The sequence below is a fragment of the Pseudarthrobacter phenanthrenivorans genome (assembly GCF_036455295.1).
Taxonomy (GTDB): Bacteria; Actinomycetota; Actinomycetes; order Actinomycetales; family Micrococcaceae; genus Arthrobacter; species Arthrobacter phenanthrenivorans_C.
The window spans coordinates 355,431-374,436 of record NZ_JAYXNX010000004.1 but is presented as its reverse complement, the minus strand read 5'-3'; the positions used below and the strand labels follow the sequence as shown (position 1 = coordinate 374,436).

11 protein-coding genes are annotated in these 19,006 nt (G+C 61.7%); 6 read left to right on the top strand and 5 right to left on the bottom strand.

What is annotated here, in order from left to right; all coding sequences use genetic code 11:
• Positions 1 to 188: 188 nt before the first annotated feature.
• Positions 189 to 4,058, top strand: coding sequence for a hypothetical protein (locus VXJ37_RS07720; protein ID WP_331322464.1), 3,870 nt, complete (start codon positions 189 to 191; stop codon positions 4,056 to 4,058).
• A 283-nt stretch (positions 4,059 to 4,341) separates the two neighbouring features.
• The gene (locus VXJ37_RS07715) at positions 4,342 to 4,893 is read left to right on the top strand and encodes a hypothetical protein (RefSeq protein ID WP_331322463.1); all 552 of its coding nucleotides are present in this window, start codon (positions 4,342 to 4,344) and stop codon (positions 4,891 to 4,893) included.
• Positions 4,894 to 5,332: 439 nt separating this feature from the next.
• Here the strand turns inward: VXJ37_RS07715 and VXJ37_RS07710 are convergent, their stop codons facing one another.
• The 4 genes from VXJ37_RS07710 to VXJ37_RS07695 all read right to left on the bottom strand — a co-directional run bounded on the left by VXJ37_RS07710 (position 5,333) and on the right by VXJ37_RS07695 (position 11,984).
• Positions 5,333 to 7,732, bottom strand: a complete 2,400-nt coding sequence (locus tag VXJ37_RS07710; protein ID WP_331322462.1) for an AAA family ATPase — start codon at positions 7,730 to 7,732, stop codon at positions 5,333 to 5,335.
• Between the two features lie 583 nt (positions 7,733 to 8,315).
• Positions 8,316 to 10,058 carry an SIR2 family protein gene (locus VXJ37_RS07705; RefSeq protein ID WP_331322461.1) on the bottom strand — a complete coding sequence of 581 codons (1,743 nt, stop codon included), beginning with the start codon at positions 10,056 to 10,058 and terminating at the stop codon, positions 8,316 to 8,318.
• A gap of 441 nt (positions 10,059 to 10,499) precedes the next feature.
• On the bottom strand, positions 10,500 to 11,078 hold the full coding sequence (locus VXJ37_RS07700) for a DoxX family protein (protein WP_331322460.1): 579 nt from the start codon (positions 11,076 to 11,078) through the stop codon (positions 10,500 to 10,502).
• A 207-nt stretch (positions 11,079 to 11,285) separates the two neighbouring features.
• Positions 11,286 to 11,984, bottom strand: a complete 699-nt coding sequence (locus tag VXJ37_RS07695) for a maleylpyruvate isomerase family mycothiol-dependent enzyme (RefSeq protein ID WP_331322459.1) — start codon at positions 11,982 to 11,984, stop codon at positions 11,286 to 11,288.
• A gap of 316 nt (positions 11,985 to 12,300) precedes the next feature.
• Here VXJ37_RS07695 and VXJ37_RS07690 point away from each other — a divergent pair, with 316 nt between their 5' ends.
• From VXJ37_RS07690 to catC, 4 genes are all read left to right on the top strand, one after another.
• Complete coding sequence (locus VXJ37_RS07690) at positions 12,301 to 13,686, top strand: MFS transporter (RefSeq protein WP_331322458.1); 1,386 nt, start codon at positions 12,301 to 12,303, stop codon at positions 13,684 to 13,686.
• Between the two features lie 126 nt (positions 13,687 to 13,812).
• Positions 13,813 to 14,718, top strand: a complete 906-nt coding sequence (locus VXJ37_RS07685; RefSeq protein ID WP_331322457.1) for a LysR substrate-binding domain-containing protein — start codon at positions 13,813 to 13,815, stop codon at positions 14,716 to 14,718.
• A 17-nt stretch (positions 14,719 to 14,735) separates the two neighbouring features.
• Positions 14,736 to 15,839 carry a mandelate racemase/muconate lactonizing enzyme family protein gene (locus VXJ37_RS07680; RefSeq protein ID WP_331322456.1) on the top strand — a complete coding sequence of 368 codons (1,104 nt, stop codon included), beginning with the start codon at positions 14,736 to 14,738 and terminating at the stop codon, positions 15,837 to 15,839.
• 26 nt (positions 15,840 to 15,865) lie between these two features.
• Positions 15,866 to 16,144 (top strand): muconolactone Delta-isomerase, encoded by a 279-nt coding sequence (catC, locus tag VXJ37_RS07675; RefSeq protein ID WP_331322455.1) that lies wholly within the window; start codon positions 15,866 to 15,868, stop codon positions 16,142 to 16,144.
• Positions 16,145 to 16,165: 21 nt separating this feature from the next.
• Here catC and VXJ37_RS07670 read toward each other — a convergent pair whose 3' ends face one another.
• Positions 16,166 to 18,997 carry an AAA family ATPase gene (locus VXJ37_RS07670; protein WP_331322454.1) on the bottom strand — a complete coding sequence of 944 codons (2,832 nt, stop codon included), beginning with the start codon at positions 18,995 to 18,997 and terminating at the stop codon, positions 16,166 to 16,168.
• Between the last annotated feature and the right edge of the window lie 9 nt (positions 18,998 to 19,006).

Below are 19,006 nucleotides of genomic sequence, written 5' to 3'. Positions count from 1 at the left end.
AGGTTCCGACGCTTCCCGTGTCCCGAATAGATCCGCCGGACTACGTCTGAGCATTGCAGAATAGGGTCATGAGTCACGATGCACAACTGCCTAAAGAGTCTGGGACCCCTGGCGGACGTCGGGCTGATCTAGTTCCTACGGATAGCTTGCTTCCCGATCGGTTTGAGGATTTCACGGAGGATCTTCTTGTGGCCACCATGTCCGTAGTTGAGCCTGGTCGGCGTGTGCAGCGTGTCCAAAGATGGGGTCGTCGGGGCGACCCACAACACGGTATCGATTTCGAGGGCACGTGGGCCGACGGTGCCACAGTTGCGTGGCAGTGCAAACGCCTCGACGATCTGACAGCCGCCAATGTTCGCAAGTTCGTGACGGACTGCACGTACGTCGCCGATGAGTACTACATCGTCTACTCCGGTGAAGCGTCATCAGCAGCGCGGCGAGAAGTGAAAAAGCACCAAGGCTGGGACATCATCGACCAACGCGGTCTGACTCAGATGCTAAGAAACCTCCCTCTTTACAGGCAACGTCAGATCCTCGACGCGTTCTGGGGCCAGACGTTCCGCCGCCTTTTCGTCCAGATACCAGGGGTGGACTCCTTCCTCGGTATCGAGGAAGTCTCGAAGCGCAGGCAGACGGATGAAGATCTCCTGAACGACCTGGGACCGAGCGTCGGCCGTGTCCCGGAAATGGCAAAGCTATCCGCAGCGCTCGATCGGGCCGGCGACCGGCCTCCCGTTGTCATCGTCAAGGGGATTGGCGGTGTCGGCAAGACCCGGCTCATGGTCGACTGCCTTACTGCCTTTCAAGACGCCAATCCCGCAGTCCAGGTACTCTGGCTCTCCCCCGGTCATGTCCTGAACAAAGATGCGATCAGTCTGCTGCCTCTGACACCGGCCGTCATCGTTGTAGACGATGCTCACCGTAGTCCAGCCCATCTCGCGATTCTTCTCAACTACGCGGTGGCGAACGCTGGGACGCAGCTCGTACTCAGTGTCAGGGGTCTGGAAGCACAGGCCATTCGCAACGAAGTGATCAGAATGGGTATCCGCCAAGACCAGCTCTGTGAAATCACTGTCGGAAGACTCAGCTTGCCTGAAAGTCGCGAGCTGGTGGCTTCTCTTGCCGATGGGCTCGCCCTCAATCGTTCCCTCTTGGAAGCACTTGCTCGACAAGCACGCGATACACCGTTCATGGCTGTCCTGACGCTGAACATGATCAGACGCGGGCAGCTGACTGGGCACTTGGCCCTCTCCAACGATCTTCGGGAACAGGTCATGGCCCGCTATGGGCACATTTTGACCGAAGGCGTTGATGCTGTCGGGCCCGAACCCCTCCAACGAGTGCTCGCGACATTGTCAGCGCTTGGAACGATCAACCCTGACGACCAAGAGGTACGGTCCCGGATCCTGAGCCTGACGAACACCTCATTGCCGGATTACCTTCGCCTCCGCCAACAGCTTCGCAACCGCGGCATCGTCATCGAACAGAACGGCAGGGTGCGCGTCATGCCCGAGCTGTTCTCTGATCAGGTTCTGGAGCAAGTTTCCTCGATCTACGGAACCGACACGGGTTTCGTTCAAGAGCTCTGGAACGGGCTCGGGGACGTGGCCAGCGAGGACCTATTCACGTCGATTGGAAGCCTCCAATGGCGCCTTACCCATCGCGGCGGCCCACAGGTTATGCATCCCGTGTGGGCGAGCATCAAGGGAACTATTGGTCATGGAGGCTACGGAGACCTCTATGCACTGGCTGGGCACCTTGGATCGCTCCCGGTCACCCAACCGGCGAAGACGTTAGAGCTCCTCGGCATGATGCTCCACCGGTTGGATGAACTCGACGGCCTTGAACCAGGTCAACGACCTGCCAAGGTCACCGGCGACGCTGCGATTGCGGCCTTGTTCGGAACAGGTGAAATCGATCGGACGGCAGTGGAACGAAGGCTGGCCATCCCCTACGGCGTCTGTGCAGCCAGCGATCCTGAAGGACTCGAAACAGCGCTGGACGCTCTCTGGAAACTCGGCCGCCGAGACTCGCGCCCCGTCGATTCCTCGCTGGACCACCCCGTGAGAATCATCGTGGATCAGCTCTGCCAGGTGAACCGGCTTCCTGATCCGTCCTACGCCGAACGCATCATCGCGAAAGCCGGGAAGTGGCTGGCGACCCTGGAACCCCGTGACGCCATTACACCACTGGCGGTACTCGGACCGTTCGTTGCCAAAGAAGGAACGACCACCGAGATGCAGAACCCTCATGCCATTTCGCTTGGCCAATTCCAAGTCAACCCATCATGGGCCCGACCGCACCGAGACGCTGTACGGGCCCTGTGCGTGAAACATGCCAACGACGAGAACCTGCCACTTACCGCGGAAATCATCAACCTCCTCGAAGGTGCCCTCCGGCCACCCCAAGGTTATTTCGGAGAAAACGTTCCCGATGAACAGCGCAATGCCTGGGCAGGTGACGATCTCCAGACCATCGCAGCCCTGCGAACCATCGCCGAAACCACCACGAAGTCCTCCATTCGGAGAACAGTGAGCCGCGCCGTCGAATACCCAGCCGGCCACTCCGCCTCGCCGGAAGTGATGCACGCCGCCCTCTCACTCCTCCACCAGCTCGACCAGCGGGAAGACGACGACCTCAGCGATCACCTGCTAGGCGGCGGACGCTTGCTCAACATTGACCCTCAGCGCGAGAAAGACGCGCCGACGCTTGCCTGGTGTGTTGAGAAAGTTGCTGCCCACTCGAATGAATCGGTAGAGGGTGAAGCCGAGTTCAGGGACAGAATGGAAGCAAACGAGCACCGCTCCCGCCAGAGGCTGAGCCAACTTGCCGAGTTGCTCTGGGGTCCCGATACCACTGTGCAAGCAAGCGTAGACCGTCTTGATGCGGAACTACGGGAAGCCCTGCAAACGGCAAAAAGCACACCCGATTACCAGCTCATCATCCTCCTACAGCTCACCGTCCAAGAGCACCCTGAACGCGTGCCAAGCATCGTTGCGGCCATCATCGGTCTCTCCGACGTCCCACTCGATGCCGGCCTGCCAATCCTCCTGGAATCCCTCCAGTCCTTGAACAATGCCCAGGTGGACCAGATCGTGGCCGGGACCGCGACCCAACGTGAAGGCGTCCGATGGGCAATAGGACGGTCCGCCGGGCGCTTTGCCTGGGCGAATCTCGGGGCCCCTTACGCTGAGGCGGTCACCTATGGAGTAGAGGACCCGTCGAAGCGTGTTCGCCAAGCATTCATGACAGCATTGCCCTTCGCCCAGGATCCAATCACCGTTGTCAAAACCCTGGTCGCCGGGAAGGCCACAGACAACACCATCTTTGAAACCCTCCGAATGCCCATGTACGAGGGCAAGGACTGGTACCGGAACCTCAACCATGCCCAGGCGGCTGCGGTACTCGACCTTCTCGCGACCGTTCAGGTCGGAACTTGGGAAGCCGAGCAACCGATCACGGACATCGCAAGAGCACATCCGCGGCTGGTTCTCGACCGATTGACCGGGATTCGATCCCTCCGCCGCCTTCTCCAGTACTACGGGCATGACAGCCTACGTGCCGCTTATGCTGAGCAGTCCAAAGAGGTAGCGGCCTGGATATTAGACGGATGTGAAAGCGACGACCCCGGACAAGTCGCGGCGGTGCTAACCCTACTAGCAGCAGAAAGGCTGGCTCAAGACGTCACAGATGAGCTGTGCGCCTCCGTGGGCAACCTTGGCGAGCAACAACTCAAAAACCTCCTCGGAATTTTGGCTTCTCTGAACGCATGGGCTGCCCATCACATCGAGCTCGCGCGTCAGCTCGTCCAGCATGCCCGCACTCTGGGAGAAGACCTACGGAAGGACACCATGGACCGGATCTCACAGCATCTCGCTCCGCATTTCTGGAGGGGAAACGACGCGGGGTCGCCCGAGCTCCAATCGGCACTAGCTGCTCTCGAACGCGCCTTGGACTCCGAAACGAACGACGAGCTCCGCCGCGCCGAGGAAGAAGCCCGGCAGGTTCTTCTAGAGAGAATCAACGAGCCGGTACCCTACTACTGGGACGAGTCCTGATCTCCGGAACTGAGCTTTCGTTGACGGCAAGACTCGTCGCGTGGTCCCGGCAGTGAAGAGTTTCTGAATCACCCGTTGATGGGATGAACGCGAGAGGGCCGCACTCGTTCAGCACGGCACGACAACAGACGACGCCACGGGGTTCCGAGCCTTTATCTATCTTTAGGGCTTCAGATTCGAGGATAGAACTTTGCGCGCTAGCAAGATTCGTTTTGCCAATCGCAAGCAGTTCTATGCGCCTTCTTGCACAGGCTGGACGTGTACGTACATTAGATTTCTTTTCATGAATGCTGAGTTCTGGGTTGCCCTTTCGGCGGTCGTCATATCGATAGTCGCCTTAATCCGCGGCGAAATTCTCCAGCGCCGTAGAGCGTCTGAAGACACCCGTCGACGAGCGGTAGACAGCGTCGTGGAGGCGCTAGGTACCGTGGTGGCCGTCATCGAGCATGCTGATGTCAAGATGCCTCGAAGCTCTGAAATTAGCACTGTAATGGAGAACTTCGAGCGTGAGTGTTTACGTTGGGAGTCCATGCTCCCCACCGGTGCAAGGCACGTCCGAGTTAGCGTGCGGCAAGCGATGGCTCATTGTTTCGGCCCTCCTGCGTGCGGAGCCATCGACCCTGCAGCTGCAGAAAAGCCCGCTCACAGTTTTGACAGATATTGGTGGGACGTCGGCACCTCCTATCTTGACCATGCAAGGAATTGCCTGGGCAGTTGGCTCGTAGATGACCGGCGCAACCGCCAGATGCGACTTCTTCCGTACTATCTCTGGCGGCGCGATGAAGATGACGCTACTAGCGTCGGATACTCCGAAAAACCTCCAAAGGGCATCTGAAGACGGAGACGATCGCACCAGTGCTTGGGCGACCGGGTCTCCTCCACCGGCTACCCGCCGCCGGTCCCGTGTGCCAGCAGACCTGCTCGGGGCAGACCTGGACTGTGAACCGATGGTTCTACGCCATCAGTGGACGCATGACTCGTCGCTAGAGCGGCGCGTTACGATGCTGAGAAAGGCACGAGGTCCGTAGTAGCTACCTGACGTGCCGATGACATTCTGCATCAAAAAGTCCTGAGGACCGTGATAGCGAGAGATACTTCCATCACACACTGAGAGCCGTAGGTCTATCAGGGGACAATAGCGGTCTTCCAAAAATGGACAGGCAATTGGTGTAAGGACATAGGGTTGTATCTTCGGTCGGATTAGCGATATACCTTGAACCCGAACCTGACCACGTTTTTCATGCATCCTCCGACCCATAGCCTATGCTTAGAAGTCATTGTGCGGCTTGAAGTGGTGGTTCAGCCTTATGCCCTACCCGATTCCACTCGAGACGAGTAGCCCCGCCGGTTCGATCCACCTCGACGGTGATCAAAGATTGGTGCTTCATAGCTGGCGCAAGCTCCAAGCTGAGATAGTCGAAAAGTTCACGCTGGTGAACCGCCACGACGATCTGCCGGTTATGGCGGTATGCCAATTCGCGGACAACCGTTGCGAAATTGGCAATATGAATGTCATCCATGGACTGTACCGGGTCATCAAAGATCAACCAGGGGACCTTTGTCGGCGCGGAAAGATGTAGAGCGGTAAACAGCGAAATTGCGGCAGTGTTGCTGTTGCCGAAGCTCAACATTTCTCCCGGCGCGCCGCCCACCTCCCCGCTATCAAGAGCAGTTTCCAGGCGAACATCCACATAGCGCGAAGAGCTCTCCTCCTTTCGGAACCGCGGAATAAACGGCTCGGAGGGGGCAAATCGTTTGAAAAGATCTCCCCAGAGTCCGTTCAGCCTCTCGTCGAACACTCGACTAATGACGTCGGAACGAAGTCGTTCTGCCTTCTTCTTGAGCTCGTTAGCAGCAACTTTACGCGCCGAAGCCTCCTTCAACTTTGTTTCTGTTTTGCTAATCTCTTGATCGATGTCACCAATTCGGCGCTCAACCTCGCGCAACCGTTGATTCTCATCGATTACCTGCTGCGCCAGCGCGTGACTTCGAGCCCGGCGTGTATTCCGAAAATGCGCCGCTTGAACTCTTTCATCGAGGACAAAAGTGAGATGCTGGATCTGCTCGTTGATTGAGCTGCCAACTACTTTCTCACCGAGTTGCTCACAAATGCTGGCCATTGCGCGTGCCGCTGCTTGTTCAGACGCGCGGAGCGCTGCCACATCCGCAAGTTTAGCCTGAGACGATTGAACCAAGCGAAGGAGTGCCCGACCTGATTCGACGGTCTCTTCCAGGTCGTTGAGTCGCCGAAGCTGGAGCGCGTAATCGGTCTCCGAACCGCTTTCCGGTTCTTCTGAATCGGCCAGAGCAAGTTCGAGGCCAGCTAACTCATTACGCAATTCACGTTCCTGACCTTCAGCAACGAAAAGCGCGGTGGCCGCTGAAGACAGCTGCGCCACTTTCGCCGAGATATGTGCGCTGAGCGCAGTAGCACCTCCAGCGAATGCTTGATCGCAAACCGGACAAGAGTCGTGAAGTGCGAGCGGCAACACTGCCGTGAGTGCGTCAATGGCAATCCTCACATCCGACGGAACGTCGAAGGAGGCGGATCGATCTGCTGCGGCCTGGAGCTGCCGGGAGATCTCCGAAATGCGCTTTTGTAGCACGCCGCGGCGATTCTTTCGCTTCGCCCGCGCTGTTTCCGACACCTGCTGTTGGGACCGCGCCTCAACGACACGGTCCCGAACGTCGTCAAACGACTCAAAAATCCGGGCGACGGTCACAGCAGGGAGCGCAAAGAGTTCCAGCCGAATTTCGTTTACAACGGTCAAAACTCTTCTTGCAGTGCCATTTTCCCAAGCGGAATAATCATTCAGGGCCTGAGAAGCCAGTGCGTCGACTGTATGACTACCATCATCAAACTTCTCGCTATTGGCCAACCGGCTGTCGATCACTCCTGCCAAGCGCACGCGGGCGGACTCCAGAGCCGAGAGCTCATCGGCTGTTTCGTCGAGTGCCTCTACTCGAAGCGCATGAGCTGCAAGCTCTAAAATGTCACCAGGTGTACGGAGGTCGAGCAACTCTCGTAGCTGGGACTCGGCAACCGCGAGCTTCTGCTGTATCTCAGCAAGTTGAGTGCGAAGATTATCCCGCTCAGCAGTGTCAATGGCGAATAGTCTCTCCGCCATTCCCCAACCTTCAGTGGCATTTCTGGTTCGATTCACGTGACCGGCTGAACGCAGTCCCTCAATCAACCAATCCAGTTCCTCCAGCCCCACAAGTGACTTCACGAACCTAACGAGAGCGGAGTCGCCCTGCTTACTCGAGGCAGTGTATGTCTCGATAAAGCGACCCAGTTGCGTCTGGGCCAGAAAGGAACGCTCGGAGAAATATGATCGTTCATTGTCATCCAGTGCTGGAGCGCCGCGAAGAGAGTTCCGATCAAACTCAAAGCTCCCGATGCGCAAACTTCCGCCGGGATCTGCAACGCGAAGTTCCACTGCGCCCAGAGGATAGCTGCGGTTAATTATCAGGCTTTGATCGAGATGGGCGCCTTTGCTCAAGAAGCGCACGTTACCGGTCGCCCCCAATTCGAGGGCACTAAGTAGGCTGGTTTTGCCCGCTCCGTTGGCCCCGTGAACGAGAACGACATCGGCGTCGAGCGGTACCTCCCATGTACCTGCCAGACTGCGGAAGTTTTCGACACGGAGCGAGTGAAGCTGTGGGACGCGCATCAGCGGGTTTCTCCCTTCAGAGCAAATGCCTGTTCAATCCATGAAAAATAGCGAGCTTCTACTGATTGAGGTCCATCCTTTGCCGCAGCGAGGAGAGCGCGGAGCTCGGGTGCCCGATGGCCGCCCGAGATCGCCTCGTGCAAGAGTTCGACCCCGTCAAAGATGCGCTCCTCTATCGACGGGAGGACCAGCCGGCGAAGTGGGGCAAGCGATCTCACAACCGGCAGGTGACCGTCAACATATAGAACGCGTGCGAGCGATTGAAGGTCCGACTCCCATCTGCGCAACTCGGGGCCGAACGGCTCTGAGGGGCCTACCAGGATCGTCGTGATGGTTCGCAGTGATCCCGCGGCATCCAGAGCACGAACTAAGCGCTGAACTTCCCAGTAGATTTTCGATTCATCAGCCCGAGAGCTTGGCCGCGGGTACACAACAGCTAAGTCAAGCGTGCCCTCAGGTCCCGTCCAAACTTCGTCAATTTCAAGGTCGATTTCACCGATAGTCAATCCACCAATTAGCCGTGAGTACCCGTTGGTTTCAAGAACGCTCCGGACATTCGACAAAATAACCCGGCTCCGGCTGCTCATAGCCCCACCACACTCTTAAAACGGTTCGCCACATCTTCGGCCGTCGCAGTCTGGGTGACAAGGTCACTCCAAGAGATTTCTGTACGGCCCTGGGGGCGGCGTCGGCTGCCGATCCGGCTCGAGCTTGACCGTCGTAGCTCTCTTGGCCTGTCTCGCATGTAAAGCAAGGCCCGGCCCTCTTCAGCATGTACCCAGTCGGTCGACTTCAGCACTTCGTCTGCTTCTACGGCACCGCGAACGATTCGCACACCGACCGATGCCTCGCCGCCCCCTGATAGCGTGATCCTCCCCTCACCGGAGGGCCGGTCCACCTGGAGCTCCCAGTGGTTTACCGCCTGGCCCCAGCCGACAAAGCCGATAGCACAAGCCAGGAGATCAGTGGCGAGAAGGAGGGCTGTGGGATCTGTCGCTACTTGGGAAAGGTGCCCACGGACGGCAACCGCGTAAGTGCCAGGAAAGCCACGATTGCCGTAATAGTCGCGCACTAGGCGAGAGTAGGGGCCCGTCAGGAATTTGAGCAGTCGTTCCTCGCTGTAGCCAAACCTCCGAGGTATCTCCTCCGCGAGGTGTTCGATCCCGTTACGGAGCTGCTCAGCAAAAGCGGCTGAGGAGATCTCCGCGCGCTCCAACATCGACTGCATCTTGAGGTTCATCGCACGCCAAGTGAGGGCGGCAATCAGCGGTCGCGCGTAGTGACCGAACGCAGACCGGTCAACAATTTCTTCGCGGCACTGTTCAAAGCTGCCGTTATAGCAGTTCTCGAGCACATCTAGTTGATCTGCGCCGAGGGCTGGTTGAGCAAACACGTAGGCGGGACGTTCAGGATCCCAAGTCCAAGGATGCGCCTCGGCCGCCTTCGTGAAGACGTCGAGAAGGTCCTGATCCTGTACCGACAGGCCAAGAATGAGGGATCGCTCTCGCTCAGTCCGTTCAGCTAGCCATGCCCGCATGTGTCTGAACTCTTCACGGCTGCTGAATCGGCTGATTTGCGCTCGAGTAGCGACGATCTTGGCTTCATACTCATCGGGGCGTTCCCTGGCAAGCACCGCACAGCCGTGAAACTTGGCTAGTTGAGCAAACCCATTCTCCTCGCGTCTATCGTCGGCGGCCACATAGACGTCCAGCCAGTCGGGTGTCGCGGTTAATTCACGAACGGCCGCTTCCACCAACCCGTCCCAGTTGCCGGACGCAAGATGCTTCACCATACCCTCCGCGATGAGGATGGCGAGGTAGTAATGAATCGGACCTGGACGCAGATCCGGATTCCCGTACGTCCGCACGAGTTGGGCCACTTCGAGCAGCAAATACGCTCCTGGTTTCTGGCCAACTCGAGTACCTACGACATCGCTGTACGATCGCCGGAGAGTCTCCGTTGATAGCGGCTCCCACTCATCAGGGTTGGCGACATAACGGGCAACTTCACCGGGCATATGCTCGCGCAAGATCTTCATGAGCGCCTCGCGGTGCTCTTCGCCGTCTGCCGTCAATTTGGCACGATCGCGGAGCTCCAACAGCATGTCACGCATGATCTGAGCAAGGTCCGGAACCTGGTCTCGAGAAATTCCGGAACCGAGCCAAACGAAACGCCTACCGGTTACGACGTCATGAACAAGCCTCTCATCGACGGTCGTAAGCCGCTCCAGCGCACCCTTCAGCATCCAAACCCAACGTCCCGCACACGCATTCAGCGCCTCCCCCAAGAATGACAGTCGTTCCAAAAGAGTAGCAATCTTCGACATTCATCTTCATCAGGTAAGAGCTAGGGAACGCACGACCGGCTGGTACGTAGGAACGGCGCTGGGAAATCCACCAACCCTGGCCCGTCCACTTATGCCCGAGCGGGTGGCGACCGGTGTGGCTGATCCTGGACAGCATTCGGCTACGAAAGTCAAGCTTTGTCAACAGTAGATAGTCAAAATCGCCTCTGACGAGGGAAAACGTAGTGCCCGAGGTGGGACTCGAACTGTCTTCCTGCCCTGGCAAACGCTGGGAAGCCGCGGAATCATGCGGAATTCGAAGCAGTCCGAGGGCGGTACGAGGCACTCCGATACGAGAAGTGTGGACATTGTCCACACTTCCTTTTGGTTCATTTCAATGGCGCTCGAACGGTAGCGGCCAGTTTGCAGGCAACGCCCATGCCATGGTGGTTATCGGGAGGGGGACCGGGCACGCGGCCTCGGTCAGGCTGGCGCAGGTGATCCGTCTTGAACCGAAGTCGTGCTTGATTCAGCCGCATGGTCTCTAGCAAGCGCCTTCCGGCGGCGGTAGACCTGGATGCCGATCGCCACTGGGATGGTTGTGACGGCGACTGCCCGCATCCACGGCTTGTCCAGGATGTGCCCGGTCACGGCATCCAACGAGACCCTCCCGGGGCCACCGATAGCGAAGGACGTAGCCGCGAGCCCGAGGACTGCCGGGTATTCCAGGCCGCCGTCCATGGCGAAGAAGCCGTTCGGTGCGTGCACACTGGCTGCAACTCCCATGGTGGTGGCTGCCGCCGCGCCGGCTGCAGGTGTGGCAAAGCCCAGGGCAAGAGCCAGTCCGGCGCCTGCTTCGCCGAGGCCAGCCAGCATGGCGCTGGTCTTCGCTGGCCGGAAACCCATGGCATCCATGCCTTTGCTGGTTTCCTCGATGCCACCGCCGCCGAACCACCCGAAGAGTTTCTGCGATCCGTGCGCGACGAGTACACCGCCAAGTGCGGCGCGGAACAGCGTGCGGGCCGCGGTGGTGGCAGCCGGCGTTGCGTTGTCATGGCTCATGGTGATGATCCTTCCGGTCGAGTATGCGCTGTCGGGCTTTGGCGCCATTCTAGGACGCTGGGGGATAAGGAATGCCTGGGCCTGGACAGAGAAGGGGTTAAGCGGTTTCGTCCACTCGTTGTCAAAAGCTGCTTCCCGTAGTGTCACTTGTGAAAGCCCGTCGGTCCCCCACCGGCGGGCTTTCCTCGCCGCCACCCCGCCACAGGCTCACCACCTCGGCAGTGCCGGCACCGGGCCCTCCGCCTCGATCTGCGCCGCATCGCCGCGCGCCAGCCACTGGAGCAGGCCCTCGCGATCGGACTCAACGCGCAGTGCGCCGTTACCGATAATCCACTGGTCGCGTTCCTCAGTGACCAGGGTCATGCCCGGCACGTTCTTGGCGCCGAGCGAACGCACGACGGCCTCGAGGGCGTCCAGCAGGGAGTCCGGGTCGGCTTCCTCGATGGTCCAGGCGGTGTCCAGGTCCTGATGGTGCACCACCACCTCCGCGATCCGGAGCGCCACGATCGACGTTGCCTGAAGTGGCCTGCCGTTAACCTGGACTTCCGGAGCAATGAGTGTGCCGGCCAGCCGCTCCGCCTGCTCGGCGAAGTGTTTGGCCGAGGCCCGCAACTCCCCCAACAACTCCTCCCGGGGCATCGCTGCCAGCGCGGAGATGGCATTGGCGCGGGCTTCAGCCGAATCGTACAGCCGGCGTTCCTCTCCGTCGGCGGCCCAGTCGATGAGCTGGACCAGCGCCCGTCCGCTGGCGGCGACGTGGGCGATCACGTGCGCCCTCGACCATCCTTCACACTGCGACGGGGCCACCATTTCATCGTCCGAAAGGGACGCGGCGGTGGCAAGGAACATCTCCGTTTCCCTGCCCAGGCGGGACAGGTCCGAATGCAGGCGTGCGGGATTGATCATTCCGCCAGCGTAACTGCGGGACCGCCCCGGGAACCACTGTTCCGGCGCTGTTCTTCCATACCGGGATTGTCTCGATTGATAAAGGGGAAATACGGCCCGCCCGCGCAAAGTCGCCCAGCCAGTGCCATTCATAGCTATTGATCCCGGTAAGAAGCCCCACTCGTAACGGACAGATGATCAATAACCCCCGAGCGGAACCCTCGGCATTTCCCTCATATGTCCCGCGTCACACAACTGTCAGGCTGAAAAGAACCCGGAAACGGCTGCTGGCCCAGAGTTGCGCCAGCGCACGCAATCACCCTGAGAGGAGCCGGACATGACACAACCGCACGCGGTTATCGCTGAAAATCCACAAAAGGAGGCCCGCACCGCCAACTGGGTGGCCTTCATCATTTGCACGGCCCTGCTGTTTGACGGCTACGACCTCGTCATCTACGGCACTGTCCTGCCGGGACTCCTGGCCGACCCTGGCCAGATCGGACAGTTCGATGTGGCCACCGCCGGACTCCTGGGCTCCTGGGCCCTTATCGGCGTGCTGGTGGGATCACTGGCCTGCGGCGCAGTGGGCGACTTCTTCGGACGCCGCCGGCTGATGCTCCTGGGCATCACCTGGTTCTCAGTGGGCATGTTCGTCACCGCACTGACCACCACCGTCCCGGCCTTCGGTGCCATGCGGTTCGTGACGGGCCTTGGCCTGGGCATAGTCATCGCCAGCGCCGGCGCCACCATGGCCGAATTTGCCCCCGCCGGACGCCGGCAGTTCTACAACGCCGTCGTTTACTCCGGCGTCCCGGCAGGCGGCGTGGTTGCCTCCATCATGGGAATCCTGTTCTACGACAGCCTCGGCTGGCGGGGCCTTTTCGTCATCGGGGCCCTGCCCTTGGTCATCCTGCTCCCCATCGCCATGCGCAAACTCCCCGAATCCCCCCGGTGGCTGCTGTCCCGCGGCCGGGAAGCGGAGGCACTGGCCACCGCGAAGCTTACTGGTGTGCCGCTGCTTGAAGAGCGCGTCATCCTCGACACCGGAGCAGCCCCGCAGAAGTCCGGGTTCGCCGCGGTCTTCTCCAGGCAGTTCGCGCTGGCTTCGGTCCTGCTGGGGCTCATGTCTTTCTGCGGCCTCCTCCTCACCTACGGCCTCAACACGTGGCTCCCCAAGATCATGGAGGGCTACGGCTACGGCCGGACCTACTCCCTGTTTTTCCCGCTGGCGCTGAACCTCGGTGCGGTGGCGGGCGGGTTGGTCGCCTCCCGGATGGCGGACAAGAGCGGCCCGCAGCGGGTCATCGCCACAACCTTCGTGCTTGCTACCGTCTCGTTGATCCTCATGACCTTTAATTTCCCTCTGCCGATGCTTTTCACGTTCATTGCCGTGGCCGGCGTTGGAACGCTGGGCACCCAAGTGCTGATTTATGGGTTCCAATCCAACTACTTCACCACCAACGCCCGCGCGGCCGGCGTAGCTTGGTGCGCCAGCGTGGGCCGGCTGGGCGGCGTCCTCGGCCCCATCATCGGCGGCTGGCTCGCGGCGGCCGGTATCGGAGGGTCCACCGCCTTCTACCTTTACGGCGGCGTTGCCCTCCTTGGCGCACTGGTCACGGTCCTGGTCCCACGCCAGGGCAAGCTGGAGCGGGCCGAGCACAAGGTCGAGGCGATCGCTGGCCAACGCGCCGAATCCGGCCTGGCCGCAGAGCACCTCCAGTAGCGAACGGCCAGCCCGCCGTGGGCATCATTGAGTCAAAAGAATGCATTAGTAGGCTCTTTTAGGGCTATCCTGTGACTCAATGATGTCGAGCCTGCCCAGTGGCATGGCATATGGGAGGGCAACACAGTGGACATCCGGCAGCTGAACTACTTCATCGCTGTTGCGGAAGAGCGGCACTTTGGCCGGGCGGCCAAGCGCCTCCATATGGCGCAGCCGCCCCTTTCCCAGCAGATCCGCCAGCTTGAAGAGCAGCTTGGGGTGCAACTGCTCAACCGCACCACCCGCCGGGTGGACCTCACGGCCGCCGGGCAGCTCCTGCTTGACCGGGGACGGCAGATCGTCAACGACATAGGGACGCTGGAGGCGGACGTGTACCAAGTGGGCAAAGGCGCCACCGGTGTCCTTCGGGTGGGATTTTCCGGGTCTGCAACCTACGGCGTCATGCCCCAGATCGCGCGCCTTGCCAAGCAGCTCCTTCCCGGCCTGTCCTTGGCATTGAACGGCGAGATGCTCACCCCGTCCATGGAAGCCGGCCTCCGGGACGGAACTTTGGACGCAGCACTGCTGCGTCCCCCGGTCTCATCCCAGGAAATCGACTACCGGGTCGTCGCCCAGGAGCCGCTCGTCGTTGCGGTTCCATCATTCAGCGCGCTGGCGGAGGACCAGTCCGTGGCGACGCATGAACTTCAGGATCAGGACTTCATTGCATATGCGCCCGAGTCCGTGCTCTATCGCATCACCTCCGACCTGTGTCGACAGGCCGGCTTTCAGCCGCGCATCACCCAAGTTGTTGGCGAGACGTCCACGATGCTGGCATTCGTTGCCGCCGGCGGCGGCGTGGCGGTCATGCCGTCCCGGGTCCGGGCCTTCCAACTTGACGGCGTTGCTTACCGGGACATCGAAAATAGCCCTTCCGTGGAGCTCGCTGTCGCCTGGCTGCGCGGAAACCACTCCACCCTGCTGCAGAACTTCCTGGACGTCGTCGCAGCCGCTACAGGCGCACAACCACTGCCCGCCCCCGCTTCCCACTGATGAAAGGCTTCCCAGTCATGAAAATCGCGGCCATTGAGGCGATTCCCTACTCGATTCCTTACCGCCACCCCCTGCATTTCGCCTCCGGATCCGTCCACGAGGCGGACCACGTACTGGTTCGCCTTCGCACCGACGACGGCGTGGTGGGCCTCGCGGACACTCCGCCGCGCCCGTACACCTATGGCGAGACGCAAAAGTCCATCGTCGCGGTGGTGCAGGACGTATTCGCGCCCCAGCTGATCGGCGTCGACATTTTCGACCGGGAGAAGGTCCAGGAGATCCTCTACCGCACCATCCACAACCAGACCGCCAAAGGCGCCGTGGATATCGCCCTGTGGGACGTCATCGGCAAGACGCTGGGGCAGCCGGTGACCAAGCTGCTGGGCGGCTACACCGACTCGCTGAGGGTCTCACACATGCTCGGATTCAAGCCCGCACAGGAACTGCTCGACCTGGCGCTGGAGTTCCGCGACACCTACGGCATCAACACGTTCAAGCTCAAGACCGGCCGGCGCCCCCTGAGCCTGGACATCGAGGCGGCCCGCGTGCTGCGCGAGGGACTCGGCGGGGATGCCGAACTGTACATGGACGCCAACCGGGGCTGGTCCGCCAATGAGGCCGCCGAGGTGCTGCGCCGCACCGCGGACCTGGGCCTGCAGTTCCTCGAGGAACCGGACGACGCCCGCGAAGTCCTGGGCCGCCGTCGGCTCGTTGCCACCTCCCCCATCCCGATCGCTGCCGATGAATCCGCCCCCAACCTCGGGGAAGCAGCCCGGGAAATCCTTAACGGCGGAGCGAACCTGCTGGCGGTCAAGACGGCCCGCTCCGGCTTTACGGAGGCGGCCAAGATCGTGGGGATGGCCGAGGGTATGGGCATCGACGTGTACATCGGCAACCAGATCGACACCCAGGTGGGCACGGTGGCTTCGGTGGTGTTCGGCGCCGCGTTCGCCCACACGGCCAAGCGCGCCGCCGAACTGTCCAACTACCTGGACATGGCGGACGACCTGCTGGCCGAACCCCTGCAGATTATCGAAGGGCGCATTCGCGTCCCCGAGGGCCCCGGCGTGGGCACGGGGGTCAACGAGGAAAAGCTCGAACGCTACCGCAGCGACCGCTAAGCCACCCTTCCACGAAAGGAACATCAGTGAAATACCTCGTACACATGGACGTCAACCTGCCCGCCGACCTACCCGCAGCCGAGGCAGCTGCGATCAAGGCCAAGGAGAAGGCCTATTCACAGGAGCTGCAGCGCTCGGGGAAATGGCCGGAAATCTGGCGCGTGGTGGGTGAATACGCCAACTACTCGATCTTCGACGTGGATTCCAACGACGAGCTCCATGACATCCTGCAGAACCTTCCACTGTTTCCGTACATGGAAATCTCCGTGGTGCCGCTGGCCAAGCACCCCTCCGACGTTAAATAGGAACCAACCGCCGCGTTCGGGTCAGTCACTGGCCCGGAACGCGGCGGCGAGTTCGCTTCGGGACCGGATGCCCATCTTCCGATAGAGGCGCGTGAGGTGGTACTGCACCGTCTTCTCGGCGAGGAACAGAGCGCGGGCCGCCTCCTTGTTGGTCGAACCTCCGGCCACGAGTTCGGCCACCGCCTGCTCCTGCGGCGTGAGCTGGACGTGGTGCTCCCGGGCGGCGGTGAGTACCGAATCGGCCGGGTCAGGAAAATTCCCGACGTCGAGACCGGTCGCCTTGAGTTCCCTGTCGCAGCGCTCCACATAGGTGGCCGCGCCCAGGGAGTCGTAGAGGTCCCGCGCCGCGCGGAGCACCGAGGACGCCAGCCGCCGCTTGCCGGCCCGGCGCATGCTCTGCCCGAAGGCAAAACTGATGCGGGCCCGCAGGTACGGCCGGTTAAGCCCCCGGAGGTGGCCCAGGGCGGTCTCGAAATGTTCCCTGCCGGCGTCGGGATCCCCCTGGGCCGTCAACAGCCGGCCCCGCGCCCAGGCCATCCGTGCCATGTCGGAGGGGACTTCGCGTTCACGCCGCAACCCCTCGAAGGACGTCAGGAAAGCATCCGCGGCGTCGAGCTGATCGGTCATCACCAGCGCGTTGACATACGTGTCCTGCCAAGGCCAAAAGGACACCCGGTCCTCGGTCCACGGATCCAGCTCGGTCAGCGGCTGCAGCACGGCGAGGGCGCTTTCATAGTCAGCCCGTGCCTCATGGAACCTTGCCCTCGCCAGGCTGGCAGGCACCTGCATCGCCCGGTAGGTTCCCGGCTGGACTGCGGCCTGGGATACGTAATAGCGGGCGCGGTCCCAGTCGCCGCGCATGGACCACAGCTCCGCGGCGGTCCAATACAGCAAGGGCCTGATCAGGGGCATCCGGGAGGTTTCCAGGCGGACACTTGCCCGGGCGATGGTGGCCGCCGCGGCATCCCAGTTCCCCAGCACCAGATGGGTGCGGGCCAGCCACGCCTCGGCCCACAACGAGATCCGCAGGGACCCGCCGCGGTACTCCGTGGGGACTGCGGACTCGAAGTTGACCAGGGCCGCTTCCACGTTGTCCATCCGCAGCGCCAGCCAGCCGGCTCCCATCTGGACCCGCTGCTTTTGCGCGTTTTCGGCGGCATGGCCAAACGCCCGCTGGTAGGAGGCCTCCGCCTCCCCCAGAAGGCCCCGGGCGTAAAGGCCCAGGCCGTAGATGGCCTCCGATTCGACGTGCGCCGGCGTTCCGGATTCCGTCAGGGCCATGGCCCGCTCCGCCCAGCCGGTGATCGTCGGCCCGTCCCAGGATGCAACCCCGTGCAGGACGAAACGCTGCGCCACCTGTGCAGCGGCCTGAGGATCACGCTCCAGGTTGCTGGTGCGCCACGCCATATCCAACTGGTTTTGGGCGCTGTCGTTCTGGCCGGACACCGTGGACAGGTAACCCAGCACGGAGGAGCGCAGGGGCGAGGGCGGCAGGGCGTCAACAGCCGCTGACCACGTCTGCGCCTCGGCTACATTCCCGGCTCCCACCAGTGCGTCCACGGCCCGCAGGAGCCTGTCGTTGCGGGTCCGGATATCCAGCGAAAGCCGCGAAGCGGAGAACAGCGCCGTCGCCACGTCCTGCCACGCCCCCACGGAGGCCTGGCGGCTGGCGAAATCCTCGAGCTCTTGGGCCAGCGACTGGTCCGCGGCCGGAGTTGCAGAAACCCGGTGGGCCAGTTTCCCGCCTTCCGGTTCCACGGCTCCGGCGGCCAAACGGTGCAGCTCGATGCGGCGGCTGGGAACAATTTGCTCGTAGATCGCCTCGGCGGTGCCCGCTTCAACGAACACGACGGCGGAGCGCGCCTGGTCAACGGACAGCGCCAAGAGACCGGCGCGGTGGCCTTCGTCCAGGGCCTGAAGGACGTCCGCGACCCCGCTCACTGCAGCCACTTCTGTCAGTCCGGCGCCGCCCCGCAGCACGGATGTGGCCTCCGCGACGGCAACGAGTCCGGGCGACGCGGCGTCCAGGACGCTGCGCACCCTTGCCCGCACCCTGGACGTGGGTGGCAGCGACGGGAACCACGTCAGCCAAGTCTCCGCGGGCAGCTCGCGCAGCAGCTCGACGACGGGCCGCGGCAAGCCGCCTGTATGCCGGACCAGCCCGTGGGCCGCCGTGACGCTGAGGTCAATGCCATGGAAACGCCGGGCTACGTCCTGGACTTGCTCTGCGGTGAGCGGTTCCATGGGGATCCGAACCACCTGGTGACCAGTCAGGAAGTCCAGGACCCCGGCGGGGATGCGCGGCGCATCGGCGGGATTGAGCGTCAGCAGGAAGAGAATCCGCTTGCCCTGCAGCCGACGCACCACGAACGTGAGGATACGCAGGCTTTCCACGTCCAGTTTGTGGACGTCGTCGACGGCGACCACAACGGTTCCGTGCGACTGCAACCCTTCAAGGTGCGTACTGAGCGTGGATGCGTAATTGACCACTTGGTCAGCGCCCAGGGCGGCAACGGGCGTGGCCGGAGGCGGCGGACCGCCGTCGTATGCCTTGGCCGAACGCAGCGGCGAGGTGAGCATGAGCTGGGAGTAGCCGGCGAGCGCAAACTGCGCTTCCCACTCATCGCCCATGGCCGAAAGTATGCGGACGCCGCGGGCGCCCGTCCGGCAATGCTCCAGGAAGGACTCCAGCACAGCGGTCTTTCCAGACCCCGGAGGGCCCGTAAGGACCACGGTGGCAACGTTGCCTTTGCGGACCGTGCGGAGGGTTTCCAGGAGCCCCTCGAACACCGCGTCCCGGCCCACCAGCGGCGAATCCGCACCAATATCGCCCAGGATGGACCCCGCAGTCATGGCCGCAAG